The sequence below is a fragment of the Nonomuraea sp. NPDC050643 genome, from assembly GCF_040654715.1.
Taxonomy (GTDB): Bacteria; Actinomycetota; Actinomycetes; order Streptosporangiales; family Streptosporangiaceae; genus Nonomuraea.
This window is the reverse complement of sequence record NZ_JBFAIM010000036.1, coordinates 63,214-78,972: the sequence shown is the minus strand read 5'-3', so window position 1 is coordinate 78,972 and position 15,759 is coordinate 63,214. Positions and strand designations below refer to the sequence as shown.

General features: G+C 71.7%; 16 protein-coding genes and 1 pseudogene. 7 read left to right on the top strand and 10 right to left on the bottom strand.

Translation table 11 applies throughout. The features are described from left to right. The first annotated feature begins 53 nt into the window (after positions 1-53). Positions 54-1,097, top strand: coding sequence for an NAD(P)-dependent alcohol dehydrogenase (locus AB0I15_RS37815; RefSeq protein ID WP_358106696.1), 1,044 nt, complete (start codon positions 54-56; stop codon positions 1,095-1,097). Here the strand turns inward: AB0I15_RS37815 and AB0I15_RS37810 are convergent. The 4 genes from AB0I15_RS37810 to AB0I15_RS37795 all read right to left on the bottom strand — a co-directional run bounded on the left by AB0I15_RS37810 (position 1,094) and on the right by AB0I15_RS37795 (position 4,290). After that, positions 1,094-1,561 (bottom strand): VOC family protein, encoded by a 468-nt coding sequence (locus AB0I15_RS37810; protein ID WP_358106693.1) that lies wholly within the window; start codon positions 1,559-1,561, stop codon positions 1,094-1,096. The genes AB0I15_RS37815 and AB0I15_RS37810 overlap by 4 nt on opposite strands. Next, positions 1,561-2,370 carry a sigma factor-like helix-turn-helix DNA-binding protein gene (locus AB0I15_RS37805; RefSeq protein ID WP_358106689.1) on the bottom strand — a complete coding sequence of 270 codons (810 nt, stop codon included), beginning with the start codon at positions 2,368-2,370 and terminating at the stop codon, positions 1,561-1,563. Before AB0I15_RS37805 ends, AB0I15_RS37810 begins: the two co-directional genes overlap by 1 nt. 221 nt (positions 2,371-2,591) lie before the next feature. Beyond that, positions 2,592-3,599: a 1-aminocyclopropane-1-carboxylate deaminase gene (locus tag AB0I15_RS37800; RefSeq protein ID WP_358106686.1), complete on the bottom strand. Its 1,008-nt coding sequence runs from the start codon at positions 3,597-3,599 to the stop codon at positions 2,592-2,594. 10 nt (positions 3,600-3,609) lie between these two features. Next, a complete protein-coding gene (locus AB0I15_RS37795; protein ID WP_358106683.1) occupies positions 3,610-4,290 on the bottom strand; it encodes a GntR family transcriptional regulator in 681 nt (226 codons plus the stop codon). A gap of 148 nt (positions 4,291-4,438) precedes the next feature. Here AB0I15_RS37795 and AB0I15_RS37790 point away from each other — a divergent pair, with 148 nt between their 5' ends. Beyond that, complete coding sequence (locus AB0I15_RS37790; RefSeq protein ID WP_358106680.1) at positions 4,439-5,152, top strand: DUF998 domain-containing protein; 714 nt, start codon at positions 4,439-4,441, stop codon at positions 5,150-5,152. Positions 5,153-5,212: 60 nt separating this feature from the next. On the opposite strand, the gene AB0I15_RS37785 is transcribed toward AB0I15_RS37790, so the two are convergent. Beyond that, positions 5,213-5,845, bottom strand: a complete 633-nt coding sequence (locus tag AB0I15_RS37785; protein WP_358106677.1) for a DsbA family oxidoreductase — start codon at positions 5,843-5,845, stop codon at positions 5,213-5,215. A 48-nt stretch (positions 5,846-5,893) separates the two neighbouring features. Next, positions 5,894-6,247, bottom strand: a complete 354-nt coding sequence (locus tag AB0I15_RS37780) for a hypothetical protein (protein WP_358106674.1) — start codon at positions 6,245-6,247, stop codon at positions 5,894-5,896. A 176-nt stretch (positions 6,248-6,423) separates the two neighbouring features. On the opposite strand from AB0I15_RS37780, the pseudogene AB0I15_RS37775 reads away from it, so the two are divergent. The 3 genes and pseudogenes from AB0I15_RS37775 to AB0I15_RS37765 all read left to right on the top strand — a co-directional run. Then, positions 6,424-7,224: pseudogene (locus AB0I15_RS37775) on the top strand (helix-turn-helix transcriptional regulator); the annotation flags it as partial. A 93-nt stretch (positions 7,225-7,317) separates the two neighbouring features. Further along, on the top strand, positions 7,318-7,701 hold the full coding sequence (locus AB0I15_RS37770; RefSeq protein ID WP_358106818.1) for a VOC family protein: 384 nt from the start codon (positions 7,318-7,320) through the stop codon (positions 7,699-7,701). A gap of 458 nt (positions 7,702-8,159) precedes the next feature. Beyond that, positions 8,160-10,022 (top strand): ABC transporter ATP-binding protein, encoded by a 1,863-nt coding sequence (locus tag AB0I15_RS37765; RefSeq protein ID WP_358106672.1) that lies wholly within the window; start codon positions 8,160-8,162, stop codon positions 10,020-10,022. Between the two features lie 56 nt (positions 10,023-10,078). On the opposite strand, the gene AB0I15_RS37760 is transcribed toward AB0I15_RS37765, so the two are convergent. Beyond that, complete coding sequence (locus AB0I15_RS37760) at positions 10,079-10,606, bottom strand: hypothetical protein (RefSeq protein ID WP_358106669.1); 528 nt, start codon at positions 10,604-10,606, stop codon at positions 10,079-10,081. 122 nt (positions 10,607-10,728) lie between these two features. Next, the gene (locus tag AB0I15_RS37755) at positions 10,729-11,655 is read right to left on the bottom strand and encodes an RNA polymerase sigma-70 factor (protein ID WP_358106666.1); all 927 of its coding nucleotides are present in this window, start codon (positions 11,653-11,655) and stop codon (positions 10,729-10,731) included. Positions 11,656-11,831: 176 nt separating this feature from the next. On the opposite strand from AB0I15_RS37755, the gene AB0I15_RS37750 reads away from it, so the two are divergent. Both AB0I15_RS37750 and AB0I15_RS37745 read left to right on the top strand, forming a co-directional pair. Beyond that, entirely contained in the window at positions 11,832-12,329 is a 498-nt protein-coding gene (locus AB0I15_RS37750) for a carboxymuconolactone decarboxylase family protein (RefSeq protein WP_358106663.1), read from the top strand. Between the two features lie 13 nt (positions 12,330-12,342). Continuing rightward, positions 12,343-13,107 carry an NAD(P)H-binding protein gene (locus tag AB0I15_RS37745; RefSeq protein ID WP_358106660.1) on the top strand — a complete coding sequence of 255 codons (765 nt, stop codon included), beginning with the start codon at positions 12,343-12,345 and terminating at the stop codon, positions 13,105-13,107. On the opposite strand, the gene AB0I15_RS37740 is transcribed toward AB0I15_RS37745, so the two are convergent. Beyond that, positions 13,097-13,450, bottom strand: coding sequence for a hypothetical protein (locus AB0I15_RS37740; RefSeq protein WP_358106657.1), 354 nt, complete (start codon positions 13,448-13,450; stop codon positions 13,097-13,099). The genes AB0I15_RS37745 and AB0I15_RS37740 overlap by 11 nt on opposite strands. A 220-nt stretch (positions 13,451-13,670) precedes the next feature. Next, the gene (locus AB0I15_RS37735; protein ID WP_358106654.1) at positions 13,671-15,275 is read right to left on the bottom strand and encodes an FAD-dependent monooxygenase; all 1,605 of its coding nucleotides are present in this window, start codon (positions 15,273-15,275) and stop codon (positions 13,671-13,673) included. Between the last annotated feature and the right edge of the window lie 484 nt (positions 15,276-15,759).

Below are 15,759 nucleotides of genomic sequence, written 5' to 3'. Positions count from 1 at the left end.
ACGCCATGCCTAGACTCGAAACAAACCGAACAGTCTGTTTAAGGAGAGATGTAGTGAGGACCACGACCGGGTGGCAGGCGGACGGCACGACGGCGATGCTGCGGCGCACACAGTTGGCGCGTCGCGACCTGCGCCCCGACGATCTTGCGGTCCAGATCGACTACTGCGGCGTCTGCCACAGCGACCTGCACGCGCTCAGCGGCCACGACGGCGAAACCGGGCATCCCCTGGTGCCGGGGCACGAGTTCACCGGCGTGGTGACCGAGACCGGGCCCGCGGTCACCCGCTTCTCCTCCGGCGACCGGGTGGCCGTCGGCAACATCATCGATTCGTGCGGCGAGTGCGCCATGTGCCGGGGCGGCCAGGAGAACTTCTGCCACGCCTTCCCCACCCTGACCTACGGCGGCACCGACCGGCAGGACGGATCGACCACCCTGGGCGGGTACTCCCGCGAGTACGTCGTCCGCGACCGGTTCGCCTACCCGCTGCCCCCCGGCCTGGACCCGGCCGGCGCCGCCCCGCTGCTCTGCGCCGGCATCACCGTCTGGGAACCCCTGCACACTCTCGGCGTGGGGCCCGGCAGCCGCGTCGCCGTGGCAGGGCTCGGCGGCCTGGGGCATCTCGCGGTCAAGATGGCGGTGGCTCTCGGCGCCACGACGTCGGTCATCAGCCGCTCGCCGGGCAAGGCCGACGACGCGCGCCGGCTGGGCGCCCACGCTTTCGTCGTGTCCACGGATCCGGACCAGATGGCCAGGGCCCGAGACGGGTTCGACGTCGTCATCGACACCATCTCCACCCCGCACGACCTCGGCCCGTACCTGCGGCTGGTCGCCATGGACGGCACCCTCAGCCACCTCGGGCATCTCGGACCCGTCACCGTGGAGACCATGGACCTGCTCGTAGGGCGCAAGAAACTCAGCTCCGCGGGCAGCGGCGGCCGCCCTGCGACCGCCGCCATGCTGGACTTCTGCGCCGCCAAGGGCATCACCGCCGAGATCGAACTGCTCCCCTCGGCGCGGGTGAACGAGGCCCTCGACCGCCTGCGCCGCAACGACGTCCGCTACCGTTTCGTCCTCGACATGTCCGACCTGGGTTAGGGACGGCCGCGCCCGATCCCGGTTGTGCCCCACGTGCCTCCACGCGTGGCCTGGGTGAACCGGAGAAGGTTCCCGGAGGGGTCGAGGAAGGCGCAGTCGCGGGTTCCCGGACGGTCGATCGGTTCCTGCATCACCTCGGCGCCCGCGGCTTCCAGGCGCTCGAAGACGGCGTCGCAGTCGTCGGTCGCGAAGACGAGGCGGCGCACGAGGTCGTCCGCGACCGTCCAACGCTCGGTCGACGGGTCCGCGGGGCGTGGTACGAGGAGGATCCGCATGTCCGGCTGCTGCGGCGGTGCGACGGCCCGGCACGGCGGCTCCCGGAAGGCGTGGTCGTCGTTCACCTCGAAGCCGAGCACGTCCCGGTAGAAGGGGAGCGCCAGATCGAGGTCGTCGACGGCCAGGGCGCAGGACGAGAGCCGCGGGCGCAGGCCCGCGGCGCGAATCGGCCGGACGCTGTCGCTCATCACAGCCCTTTCGGGTGGGAGGGCAGGAAGATGACGTCGAGGGCGCGGAGCCGGTCGGGATCGGCCTCAACGGCGATGCGGGTGACGTGGGACCCTTCGATGGTGAAGGCGATGACGGCCTTGGTCACGCCGTGGTGGGTCCAAACGGCCGCGGGCTCGCCGTCGACGAGGGCGAGGCGGGCGGCCTGGGCCCGGCCCGCGAAGAAGGACGCCACGGCTTCGGCGCCCCGGAACTCGCCGACCGCCACCGCGTCGGGATCGAGAAGGTCGAGCAGGGCGTGGAAATCGCCGCCACGCGCCGCCGCGAGGAACGCCGCCACGATCTCCCGCTTCGCCGAACGCGCGGCGTCGGACGCCTCGGCGGCGCCCTGCACACGCCGCCGCGCCCGGCTGGCGAGCTGCCGAGCCGCCGCCGGCGACCGGTCGATGATGGAGCCGATCTCCCCGAACGACACCGCGAACACGTCGTGCAGGACGAACGCGAGCCGCTCGGCGGGGGTCAGCATGTCCAGCACCACCATCAGCGCGACGCCCACCGAGTCGGCCAGCAGCGCCTCGTCCTCGGGATCGGCCCGGCCGACCGGATGGACGCGCGCCTGAGGCGTCCGCGGCTCGGGCGGCAGCGCCCCGGTGGCGTCTTCACGCCTGCTCCGGCGCGCCTCCATCGTGTTCAGGCACACCCGCGCGACGACGGTCGTCAGCCACCCGCCGGGGTTCTCCACCTGACCGGTGTCGGCGCGGCCGACCCGGGCCCACGCCTCCTGCACCGCGTCCTCGGCCTCGCGGACACCCGTAAGGACACCCGCCACTTCGTCTCGTCCCACCTGGGGGAGGGGTACCCGCGGCTCGCCCTCCACGAGTGGGACGCCGCGGCCAAGGACGCCGGCGTCCCGCCCGAGGGATCCGGATTTCGAGGAGCCTCCTTCCACCTGAACCCCGATGCGCGGGACGCCGTGGACGAGACGATGCGCAAGGCCGTCGCGGCCGGCGGCAGCGTGGTCAGGAAAGCGGCCCCGCCCGGTGGGGGGGTTCAGCGGAAGACGCCGCTGTAGGCGTTGAGGGCGGGCTGGCCGCCGAGGTGGGCGTACAGGACGTTGGCGTCTCGGGGGATGTCGCCGCGGCGGACGAGGTCGATGAGCCCGGCCATCGACTTCCCCTCGTAGACGGGGTCGATGATCATGCCCTCCAGCCGCCCGGTGAGCCTGATGGCCTCGACGGTGGACGGCACGGGGATGCCGTAGCGGTCGCCGGCCCAGCCTTCCAGCACCGTGATCTCGTCGTCGCGCAGGTCCCGGCCCAGGCCGATGAGTTCGGCCGTGGCACGAGCGATCTTCTCCACCTGGGCGCGGGTTTCGGCGAGTTTGGCGGAGGCGTCGATGCCCAGCACGCGTCGCGGACGGTCCTGGCCGGCGAAGCCGGCGATCATGCCCGCCTGGGTGCTCCCGGTGACACTGCACACCACGATGGTGTCGAAGAAGACGCCGAGCTCGCGTTCCTGCCGCTGGACCTCGTAGGCCCAGTTGGCGAAGCCGAGACCGCCCAACGGGTGGTCGGACGCCCCGGCGGGGATCGGGTACGGGCGGCCCCCGGCGGCCGTGACCCCGTCCAGGGCTTCGCGAAAGCTGTCCTTGAGCCCGATCCCGAAGCCGGCCTCGACCAGGCGGACGTCGGCGCCCATGATGCGCGACAGCAGGATGTTGCCGACCTTGTCGTTGACCGCGTCGGGCCAGTCCACCCAGCTCTCCTGGACGAGGACGGCCTTGAGCCCGAGCCGGGCGGCGACCGCGGCCACCTGCCGGGTGTGGTTGGACTGCACCCCACCGATGCTGACCAGGGTGTCCGCGCCCTGGGCGAGGGCGTCGGGGATCAGGTATTCCAGCTTCCGGGTCTTGTTGCCGCTGTACGCCAGCCCGCTGTTGCAGTCTTCGCGCTTGGCCCAGACGCGGGCGCCGCCGAGGTGCTCGCTGAGCCGGTCGAGGGGGTGGACGGGGCTGGGACCGAAGAGCAGGGGGTAGCGCTCGAAATCGTCGATCGACATGTACGGGCTCCTAAGACGGGTTCTCGTCGGCGGCGGGCATGGTGTCGAGCAGCGGGGCCAGGGTCTGCCAGTTGGCCCGGACGGCGAGCGCCGCCTGCTCCACGTCCGAGGCCGCGCACAACTCGATGATCCGCTCGTGCTGCGCGACCGACCCCCGGCCGCTCAGAGACGAGAACCGCAGCCGTTCGAGGCGCCGCAGCACCGGCGTGAACTGGTCGAGGACGGTGCGAATCGCATCGTTGGCGGAGGCGACCACGGGGATGTCATGGAAGGCGTCGTCCGCGGCGAGCGCGGCGTCGACGTCGTCGCGGCGCAGGGCGTCGGCGAAGCGCGCGTTGGCCTCGCGCATGGCGTCCAGTTCGCCGGCGGACAGATTCGGCAGCGCTTCCCGGACGGCGAGCTCGTGCATGGCCGCCGTCACCGACTGGGCGGCGCGCACGGCCCGGACGTCCACCGTGCTGACGATGGTGTAACGACCGGGTTTGGTCCGGACCAGCCCGGCCTGCTCCAGACGCGCCAGCGCCTCCCGGACGGGTGTGCGGCTCACGCCCAGCCACCGCGCCAGATCGCCGTCGTTGAGCCGCTCTCCTGGGGTGAGGGTGCCGTCGACGATCGCGTCGCGGATCGCGCGATAGGCGTCCTCCCGGAGAAGGGACCGGGCGACGAGCCCTCGGCTCTGGGGAACAGGCATGCAATATATTGCATGCTACATGTCGCCACTCGTCAAATCGGGCCGGTCACCGGGACCCTGTCGGGTGGACGGAACCCCCATCCGCGAGCACCGCGAAGCTTGTCAGGCTGGATTGACAGAGGTGGCCTGTCAATCTAGCCTGACAAGCATGCGAACCATCACACCGCCCAGCCCCGCTCCCGGGGCGCCGATGGCGGAATACCATGACCGGACGACGAAACGGTTACTACGCTGCGGCGCGATCGCGGGCCCGCTGTTCGTCGTCACGTTCCTCGTCCAGGGCGCCGTCCGTGCCCACTACGACCCGCTGCGTCACCCGGTCAGCTCGCTCGAACTGGGCGAACACGGCTGGATCCAGGCGGCCAACTTCATCGTGGCGGGCCTGCTGACGCTCGCCTTCGCCGTCGGGCTGCGACGGGCGCTCAAGGATGCGTTCTGGGGGCCGGCCCTGGTGGGGCTCTGGGGGCTCCACCTGCTCGGCGCGGGGATCTTCACCACCGACCCGATGAGCGGATATCCGCCGGGCACCCCTGACCTGCTGCAGGAGTACAGCAGTCTGTCCGCGGAGCTGCACGACCTGATCTCGCTGCCGGGCTTCGCCGCCGTCCCCGTCGCGTGCGCGGTGTTCGCGGTGCGGTTCGCCCGGACCCGGGAGCTCGGATGGGCCGTCTACTCCGCCGCCAGCGCGGTGGCGTTCGGGGCCGCCTTCGTCCTGTGCACCATGGCGTTCGCCCAGAATCCGTCCCTGGTCGCCTACGGCGGGCTCTTCCAGCGGATCGCGGTGACCATCTGGTGGGCCTTCCTCGCCCTGCTGGCGGTGCGGCTGGTCCGGCGGAGTCCAGCGGCAAGTCAGCGCCGCTGAAAGTCACCACGGCCGGGGCCGTCCTGCCGCGGTGCTCTCCGCCCGCCCCGGCGATGCGCCTCACCGGCCGCCGGCCTGCCGGAGCGCGTCGCCCAGCGCCTCGGTGCTGGTCACACCGACGATCAGCGTGCCGTTCTCGAAGACGAATCTCGGCACGGTGGTGACGCCTTCCCGCCGTGCCGCGGCCACCTGCTCACGTACCTCGGCGCCTCCCTCCTCGGTGGCGAGAAAGCCCCGCACCCGGCCGCCGTCCAGGCCGGCCCGCTCGGCCAGCCCGGTGAGCCGCGTGTGGTCGGCGACGTTCACGCCGTCACGGAAGTACGCGTCGAACAGAGCGGTCGCCAGCGTGGCCTGCACCGCGGCACCGTGCTCGTGCAGGGCGAGCCACAGCAGCCGGTGCGCGGTCAAGGTGTTGACCGCCACCGCACGGTCGAACCGGTACTCGATCCCTTCCCCGGCGCCGAGCCGGGTCATCTCCCCGAGCATCTCCTCGGCCTGCCGCGGACCGAACATCTCGGCCACCGCGTCCATCAGCGGCCGGGGTTCCTCGGGCGCGTCGGGAACGAGCTGGTACGGACGAAGGACGAGCTCGACGTCCGCTTCCGCACCGGCCGCGGCCACCGCGCGGTGGAACTGGTGTGTGCCCAGGCGGCACCACGGGCACGTGATGTCGACGTACGCCTCAACGTTCATAAGGGCTTCCTTCTCGTGTCGGGGTGTCGGCGGAGTGGAGCGCGTGGGTCAGGTCGGCCCGGGCCGGGAGGCGGCGCCCGCGGTGGGGTCCCGCAGCACGCGCAGGGCGCGGGACCAGGCCAGGACTTCGTCCAGCATGAGAGTCAGGGCGGTTTCCTGGCGTTCGCCGGGGGCGCAGACGCCGGCCTGGGAGCCGGTGAAGTCGAAGTCGTGGTACGGGTTGATCGCGACCTGGGCGTGCACGTCGGCGATCTTGATCTCGGCCATGGTCTGCCGTAGTTGCTCGGCGGCGCGGGTGCCGCCGAAGACCCCGTAACTGACGATCCCGGCCGCCCACCGGGCCACGTCCTCCACGCGGCGCCCGGGGCGGGTGCTGCCCAGAATGATCGCGATCTGGATCATGGGCCTCCTCCTGGGTTCTGTCTCGGTCGGGGCATGAGCTCCTTTTCCGGAGCGCGTTCTCACCGTCGGTGAAGGTGCCCAGGCTGAGAGCGTCGCAGGGCTGGGCGTGTCCGGGCCAGGCTGCGGTTTTCCTAGCCCTGGCAGGGCCATGCTCGCCGCGAATACAATCGCCGGTGATGACGGAGACAGAGCTGGGCGCGTTCCTGCGCGCGCACCGGGAGGCGGTCCCGCCGGCCGCAGTCGGGCTCCCGAACGGGAACCGGCGCCGCACACCCGGGCTGCGCCGGGCCGAACTCGCCACCCTCGCCGGCGTCAGCGTGGACTACCTCACCCGGCTGGAGCAGGGGCGCGACCGCAGCCCGTCCACCCAAGTGCTCGCCGCGCTCGCGGAGACGCTGGGTCTGACCCGTGACGAGCGGATCCACCTGCACCGGCTGGCGAAGAGCAACGGCGGCGGCGCGTGCGAGGGGGCCGCCGCGACGCGGGCCCGGACCGTACGCCCGACCGTGCGGGCACTGCTGGACCAGCTAGAGCCCGCGCCGGCGCTGGTCGTCGACCGGTCCGGCGACGTGCTCGCGTGGACGGCCGGCTTCGCGCGGCTCGCCGGCCCGACCGGGCTGCTGGAGGCCGAGCCGCCGAACCTGGCCCGGTACGCGTTCACCGACCCGAGGGCACACGATGCCCACCCCGACTGGGCCGCGGTCGCCGGCGAGCGGGCCGCCGCGCTGCGGGTCGCGGCCGCGCTCGGCGATCCGCACGCGGCACTGCTCGCCGAGGAGCTGACGATCACTGCGGACGCCCGCTTCCGCGACCGGTTCGAGGGCTCGGCCGCACTGCCGGCGCGCACCGGGGTCGAGCGGTGGGCGCATCCGGAGGTGGGGGAGTTGCGGCTGGCGTACGAGAGCCTCGAACTGCCCGGCCCCGACGAGCAGCAACTCGTGGCCTACCTCGCCTCCGACGAGGCCACCGCCGCCGCCCTCGCCCGCCTCAACGACCGTCACCCCGCCGCCGACCACGGTCCACGAGCCCATCGCCGACAGGCAGGTCCGGGGTCGGGCAGGATCTCACGCATGGTCTCGATAGTGCAGAACGTAGCGATCGACTGTTCGGATGCCTATGCGCTGGCCCGGTTCTGGAGCGAGGTGACCGGCTGCCCGCTGCACCCAGAGGACAGGCCGGGAGACAGGGAAACCCAGGTGATGCTGCCGCAGGGCCCGGTTCTGTACTTCAACCAGGTGCCGGAGCCCAAGACGGTCAAGAACCGGGTTCACGTCTGCCTTCGCCCGGAGACCTCGCGCGAGGAGGAGGTCAAGCGGTTGCAGGACTTGGGCGCCACCTTGGTCGCCGACCACCGGAACCTCGACGGCTCGGGCTGGGTCATCCTCGCCGACCCTGAAGGAAACGAGTTCTGTGTCCTGCGCAGCGAGTCCGATCGCGCCGGGACGACTTCCTGACCTGACCTGTCCCGGCCGGCCGAGCCGGCGGCCATACTCGCGACATACCAACGCCTGCTTGGCTATGGGCCACCGCCGAGCTCCAACGAGCGGAAGAGCAGGACTCCGGAAGAGAGATTCGTCTGTGAAGAAGAAAATCGCCGTGCTACTCGCCACGGCAGCGGTCTCGATGACCTTCGTGGCGGCACATGCCGCTCCGGCACAGGCAAAGTCATGGCATTGGTATGGGCCTGTGAGCAAGACGGTGTGCGTCACCGAAGCCGCCGTGAAGCGGACCAAGGGATACCGGGCAGAGTGCAAGTGGACGCCCTACGGGTACTACTGGGGCTACTACTCCTGAAGCAGCCGAGACGGCCCAGTGAGCCGACCGCGCCGAGCGTGGTCGGCTTCTGCCCGTCACGAGAAGGCGTGGCGGTCGGTACCGTCGAATGCCGGTCCCTCGCGGGCACATTCCTCTCATGCCCGATGAGCCCCTCGAACTCGGCGAGATCGCGCCCTCCGACTACCACGTCCACCGCGCCACCATGGCCGAGGCCGGTTTCCTGGCCATCGCCAGGCGGCTGCCCTCACTCATCGTTCAGGCGTTGCGCATGGCCTGGGAGGCCAACCCGCGCGACACCGTGACCACCGTCTCGCTCAACCTGCTCGGCGGGGTCGTCACCGCGTTCGGGCTGCTGGCCACCACCGGCGTGCTCACCGCCCTGTTCAGCGAGGGGCCGACCCCCGACCGGGTCCTGGCCGCGCTGCCCAGTCTGGTCCTGGTCGGCGCCGCCGCGGTGGTCCGCACGCTGCTCCAGGCGGGCGCCGGCTGGGCCGAGGCGCGGCTCAGCCCGCAGATCGAGCGCGCCTCCGAGGAGCGGCTGTACTCCGTGACCAGCCGGGTCGAGCTGGTCGCCTTCGACGACCCCGAGTTCCACAACGCCCTCGAGCGCGCCGGGGGCCGCGGCGCGGGCATCGCGAGCTGGGTGGTGTCCGCGGCCGTCGACGTGGTCACCTCCCTCATCAGCCTCGCGGCGGCGCTCGGCGTCCTCGGCGTCCTGCATCCGGTGCTGCTCCCGCTTCTCCTGCTGGCCGTGCTGCCCGACGCGTGGGCCGCGGTCCGCAGCGCGCGCCAGCGCTACTCGACCGTGTACGGGCTCGGCCCGGCCCGCCGCCGCAAATGGATCATCGCCCAGCTACTGGCCGACCGCGAGCCCGCCGCCGAGGTCCGTGCGTTCACCATGCGGCGCTTCCTGCTGCGTGTGTACGACGCGGTGGCCCGCGCCGAGCAGGAGGAGATGCTCAAGCTGGTCAAGCGGCAGACGCTCACCCGGCTCGCCGGCAACGCCCTCGGCGGCATCGGCACCGCCATGGTCTACACGGCCCTCGGCATGCTGCTGATGCTCGGCGCGATCCCCCTCGCCGTGGCCGGCACCGCCGCCCTCGCCATCCGTTCGAGCAAGAGCTCCCTGTCCAGCCTGATGTTCACCACCAACACCCTGTACGAGCAGGGCCTCTACTTCACCGACTTCCTGCAGTTCTGCGCCGACGCCGAACGCCGCCTGATCCCGCCGCGCCCGCTGCCCGCACCCGAGGGCTTCGACCGCATCACCGCCGACGACCTGACCTTCACCTACCCGGGGGCGGATCAGCCCGCCCTGCGCGGGGTGTCCGTCGAGATCAAGCGGGGCGAGATCGTCGCCTTCGTCGGCGAGAACGGCTCCGGCAAGACCACCCTGTCCAAGATCCTCGCCGGCCTGTACGAGCCCGACATGGGCACGGTCCACTGGGACGACACCGACCTGCGCCAGGTCAGCCCCGAGGACCTGCGCACCCGTACCGCCGTCATCGCCCAGGACCACACCCGCTGGCCCCTCACCGCCCGCTACAACATCACCATGGGCACCGACAAGGGCGAGCCCGCCCTGCTGTCGGCCGCCGCCGTCGCCGGGGCCGACAAGGTCGTCAACGCCCTGCCGCACGGCTACCGCACCCTGCTGGACCGCCGCTTCACGGACGGCTGCGAACTGTCCGGCGGCCAGTGGCAGCGCATCGCCGTCGCCCGCGGCTTCCATCGCGACGCCGACCTGCTGATCTGCGACGAGCCCACCGCGGCCCTCGACGCCCGCGCCGAGCACGCCCTGTTCGAGCGCATCCGCACCCACGCCGACGGCCGCACCGTCCTGCTCATCACCCACCGCCTGGCCAGCGTGCGGCACGCCGACCGCATCTACGTCCTGGAGCACGGCAAGGTCGTCGAACAGGGCGACCACGACACGCTGCTCACGCACGGCGGCCTCTACGCCGACCTCTACACGCTTCAGGCCAGCGCCTACCGGTGAGGGACGGCAGCGGGCTGAACGAAGGAGCCGCCCGGCCGCCGGGCGGCTCGGCGAGGTCAGTTTCCGAACCAGCCGGAGAGCGCCTCGCGCAGCGCGGGCGAGGCGGTGCCGGCGGGTTCGTCGATGGTCGCGGCCCAGGCGATGTGGGCGTCGGGGCGGATCAGCAGCGCGTCGGCCGGTCGCTGATCGGTCTTGGCGGTACGGATCTCGACACGAGACCGCCGGTCACGCGCGACCTCGCGGAGGTCCGGGCGGTCGGCGAGGTCGAGGAGGATGGGCCGGGCCGGGCGCATGAGCTCCGCGACGCTGGTCATGCCCTGGTCGGTGTGCAGGGTGAGGTCGGGGGCGAAGGTGCCGGCCAACGGGTGGTGGTCGGAGCCGGGCATCGGGTAACGGATGTCGATGCCGGCGAGCAGGGCCCCCATGCGGCGCAGCGGCTGCTCGTCGGCGAGCGGTTCCTGGAAGACCTCCCGGAGGAGATCACCCCGGTCGGTGGTCAGCGCGAAGGCGCCCAGCACGGCGACCGCGGCGAGGTACGCGAACGCGATCAGGGCGGCGATCCTGCCGAAACGGTGGCGACGCATGGCCATTTCCCGGGGGGCGAGCGGACGAAGCGCCCAACCTTAGCGAGCCACCACGAAGTTGATCAAGCTGTGCCGCGCAGAGACAGATGGCCGGACCGTGATCCCCGATCGGGGGCGGGTTCTCAGCGGCTCACGGTGGTCTCCTGTTCGATACGCGATAGCTTCTCCGGATTGCGCACGTGGTAGGCGCCGGTGACGTAGCCGTTCTCCATGCGTACCGCCACCACGCCGTCGATCTCGCCGTCGACCCGGACGAGCAGCCCCGGGCCGCCGTTGATCTGCACCGGCTCGACCGACCTTTCCGCGTCGCGCTTCCACCAGCCGACGGCCAGCAAGCGGGCGACGTTGCCGGCCCCCACGATGGGCCGCAGCAGGGCGTGCTTGACGCCGCCGCCGTCGCTCAGGGCGACGACGTCCGGCGCGAGAATGTCGAGCAGGCTCTGCAGCTCGCCGGTTTCGACCGCCCGTTGGAAAGCCTGGAGAGCGGCTCGGTGCTCGGCGGGGGAGCCGGTGCCGCGTGGCCGACGCGCGGCGACGTGCGCCCGTGCCCGGTGGGCGATCTGGCGTACCGCGGCGGGGGTCTTGCCGACGGCCTGGGCGATCTCGTCGTAGTCCAGATCGAACACCTCACGCAGGACGAACACCGCCCGCTCGGTCGGCCCGAGCGTCTCCAGCACCAGCAGCATCGCCATCGAGACGCTGTCGGCCAGCTCGACGTCCTCGGCCACGTCCGGCGCGGTCAGCAGCGGCTCGGGCAGCCACGGCCCGACGTAGGTCTCCTTGCGCCGGTCCAGTGTGCGCAGTCGTTTCAGCGCCTGCCTGGTGGCGATCCGGATCAGGTACGCGCGCCGGTCCAGCACCGTGCCGAGGTCGACGCCCGCCCACAGCAGCCAGGTCTCCTGCAGGACGTCCTCGGCGTCGGTGGCGGAGCCGAGGATCTCGTAGGCGAGGGTGAACAGCAGGTTGCGGTGGGCGACGAACGCCTCGGTGGCCGCGTCCATGCGACCGCCATGAGCTGGGGCCGTCGGCTGCTCGGTTGGTTCGCCCATCGCCGGTTCCTGCCTGTTCGTTCGCGACCGTGCCATGTCCATACGATCCCGGCGCCGCCGTTTTGTGACACCGACGGTCGGTGGCCTATGTCACACCCGTCCCGCTGTCACACGGAGGGCGCCACCGGGATCTCTTGCTCGTCACGACGCAACCCCACGAGTAAGGAAGGCCCAGCATGGCCACACCCACGACGACCGGCCTCCGGTCGCGCATGCCCAACCCTCTCCCGTTCGTCCCCGAGATGGCGGAGGTCGCCGCGGGTCTGCACAGGGTCATGAAGAACGGCTCGATTCCGCAGACCACCGTCCACCTGCTGCAGTTGCGCGCCGGGCAGATGCTCGGCAGCACGTACTTCACCATCAGGGAGACCGGCGACCTCCGCCGGGCAGGGGAGTCGGAGGAGCGCATCACCGCCGTGGCGACCTGGCGGGACGCCACCTGCTTCACCGACAGCGAGCGGGTGGCGCTGGAGTTGGTCGAGGCGGTCCTGTCGCCGAACCCGTCCGGGGAGCGGGTCCCCGACGCGCTGTACGCCAAGGCGTCCGCGCACTACGACCACAAGGCGCTCTGGACGCTCATCATGGCGATCGCCCACATCGGCTTCTTCACCCCCGCCGCACTCATCGCCAAGCCGATCCCCGGCATGCCCCCCGGCCAGAACTACAGCGAGTAAGAAAGGCACGAGCATGAGCATCAGCAAGTTCGCGGTGGCAGGAGCGACCGGGCGGCTGGGACGCCACGTCGTCGACGTCCTCACCGAACGAGGGCACCAGGTCGTGCCGATGTCACGGGCCACCGGGGTGGACGTCATCACCGGTGAGGGCCTGGCCGAGGCGCTCACCGGGGTGGACGTCATCGTCGACGTCGCCTCGTGGCACGCCTCCGAGCAGGAGGCGGCGACGGAGTTCTTCCGGACGTCGGCCCGCAATCTGCACGAGTACGGTCAGAAGGCCGGGGTCGCCCGGATCGCCGTGGCCTCCATCATCGGCGTCGACAAGGCCACCGCCGGTTTCATCGTCGCCAAGAGGGTGCACGAGGAACTCCTCCTGTCCGGCCCGCTCCCTGTCCGCATCCTGCGGGCCGCGCAGTTCCACGAGTTCGTCGGTCGGCTTCTGGACTGGCGGCAGGGCGACGTCGCCTACATCCCGGCCCTGCCCACCCAGCTCGTGGCCTGCCGCACCGTGGCCGGGGAACTGGCCGACCTGGCCCTCGACCCCGGCGAGCCCACTCCAGGAACGCCGATCCCCGAGATCGCCGGCCCCCGCAGGGAGATCTTGGCGGAGGCGGCCGCGCTCCTCGGCGCCCGCCGGAGCATCAAGGTCGTCGGCGTCGACGGCTCGGGGATGCCCGATGCCGAGATCGCCGCCGAGGGCGGGTTCCTGCCGAGCCCGCACGCCAAGCTCGCCGGCCCGACCTTCCAGGAGTGGCTCGACGGGAGGGTCAGCAGGTGACCGTCTTCTGGTAGCTCGGGAACGCGTGGGGCGGGATGAACGACCAGTACCGGCGCTGCTTGTTCCGCAGCGTCCAGCACGGGCTGTCCGCGCCCCGCTTCACGATCACCTTGACGCGCATCGTCTTGCCGCACTGGTTGCGGACATAGATGCCGACCCGGGACCACGGCGGTATGCGGTAGCGCTTGATGCAGGCCGGGGCGGTGCCCATCGCCGTCGAAGCCGTCGTCACCGCCGTGGAGGTGGCCTGGCCGGTGGGTGCGGCGGTGGCGGGGGTGCTCATCAGGGTCGTGACCACCGCCGCGGCGGCCAGCGCGCCGGCCATCGTCGTCGTGTGTCGCATGGTGTCCCTCCTTGGTGAAGGTTGCTGGAGGGCAACGGTAGGCAGGCCGGTGTTGGGAACCTGTTGAGGCTGCGTTGAGCGCCCTTGCCTGCCGGGCCCTGCTGGACTCGCTGGCGGAGCTCGGCCTGGTGCCGGCCGGCGTCGCCGGCCATTTCCCCGCAGGCCAGAGTGTGATGGTCTCGTCTTTCGCGCGTGGACCGGCTCTCCCTGGCCGGCGCGGCTACGGTGTGCCGCGGCCGGTGATCGCGGTGAGGGCCTGGCGGACGGTGGCCTCACTCGGCGGGCCGTCGTGCCAGCGGGCGCCGACGTGGCCGTCAGGCCGGATGAGCAGCGCGCCGTGCGGGGTGAGGCCGCAGAGGCCGGCATGCTCGCCGGGAAGGGCCTCGACGCGAAGCGGCCAAGGCGCCTGGTGCGTCCACGCGGCTGGGTCCGGGGTGAGCAGGGTGAACCATTCTCCGAACGTGTCCAGCGTCGAGCGGTCGCGGGTCAGCCAGAGGTGTGGCATGCGACGGCCTGGCTCCGTGCCGGGAACGTAGTCCGTGCCCGGCGGCTCCGGCTGGGAGTCGCCGCCGGACAGGACGGCGCCGGAGCGATAGGTGACGCCGAGCACCAGCCCGAGCTGGGCGAAGTACCGCTCCGACCAGGGGAGTTCGACGTGGGCCGGTACGGCCCGCCCGGTGCGGAGCTGCTCGCGGCGCCGGTGCTGCACGTCGAGCATGAGCTCGGTGTTGGTCACCGCCTGCCGGAGCGTCCAGCAGGCGACGGGCCGCCGCTCCGCCTCGTACGTGTCCAGCAGGCTCGGACCGGCCCACCCCCGCAGGACGCCCGCCAGTTTCCAGCACAGGTTGTGCACGCCGGCGATGCCGGCGTTCATGCCCAGACCACCGACGATGGGCATCGCGTGCGCGGCATCGCCGCTCAGCAGGATCCGGCCGTGCCGGAAGCGCTCGGCGACGAACGCGTTCATCACCCAGTGCTGGATCCGGACGACCTCGGCTCGTACGTCGGGGCCGAGGGCGCGCGAGAGGAGGCCGGGCCAGTCGGCGTCCGCGCCGTCGCCGGGCGTGGGGACGATCCAGGCGTGGCCGCCTTCGGGATACAGCGGCGCGAACAGGCCGTGCGCGGTGAAGTAGACGCCGGCGGGCTGGTCGGCGCACCAGCGGCGCAGGTCGCCGTCGAACACGACGGTGGTGAATCCTCCGATCCTCCCGGGGCCGGCGGTGCCGATTCCCAGCAGCCGCCGGACGGTGGAGCTCGCGCCGTCGGCGGCCAGGACGTAACGGGCCCGGACACGGGTCTGCTCACCGCGCCCACCGCGCCCACCGCGCCCACTGTGCTCACCGTGACGGCGCCCGGCGAGCAGGGCCACGACGCTGCCGGCCTCTTCGGCCAGGTCGATGAGCTCGACACCGAAGCACGCCGGAGACCTCGCCGCGGCGAGCAGCGTGGGCTCCAGGCGGTCCTGCGAGGTGACCACGCCGGCCACCGGGCTCTCGGGCACCGGCGCGTTGATCCCGGCCATCGCCGCCGTGGCGAAGTCGTGGCCCTGCAGGGTGTCACGGAAGCGGACGCGGCCGTACTCGGGGGCGAACGCGTTGGCCGTGATCTCGGCGGCGAGCCCGAGCCGGCGATAGATCTCCATCGAACGCACATTGACCAGCCGGGACCGTGGAAAGGGCGACAGCTCGCCCTGCCTTTCGACCAGGAGGACCCGCACCCCCCAGCGTTCCAGCAGCGCCCGGGCGGTGAGCCCGACCGGCCCGCCACCGACGACCAGCACCGCCACCTCGTCGTCCGCCACGGGCACGCTCTGCAGCCGATCCACAGCTCATCGTAACCAGCGGACGGCGGGGCCCGGATCACGTACATCGCCGCCCTTGCCGTCGGCCGCCAGTGGGCAGACGGTCGAGCGTACGAGTGAGGGCGGCGCGACCTCGCGTCCTCGGAGTCACAGGGCTTGACCCCGTTCTCGGTGGCGACTCCGGTTCCGGCGTCGAGCGGCCGGACGCGGGCCTCTTCAGCGCTCTGTTCACCGCGCAGGAACAGCACGTCTTCGAGCACGGAGACCTCGCCCATCAGGCGGCGGGTGACGGCGGGCACACCGTAGGCCGGAACGGATGATCTGATCAGGAGTGTCCGTCGGTTCGTTCGCTGCCGGTCGGGTGTCAGGCGTTCGCGCGGCGGAGGCGTTCGGCTGCTTGCGTCCAGAGTGCCTTGCCGGACACCGCGGTGTAGCCGTGGAGTGCTTCCCATCGGAGGTCGTGGGGGGGGGCGCCCCGGGAGGACGCCCCCCGGCGCGGCGTGGGGTT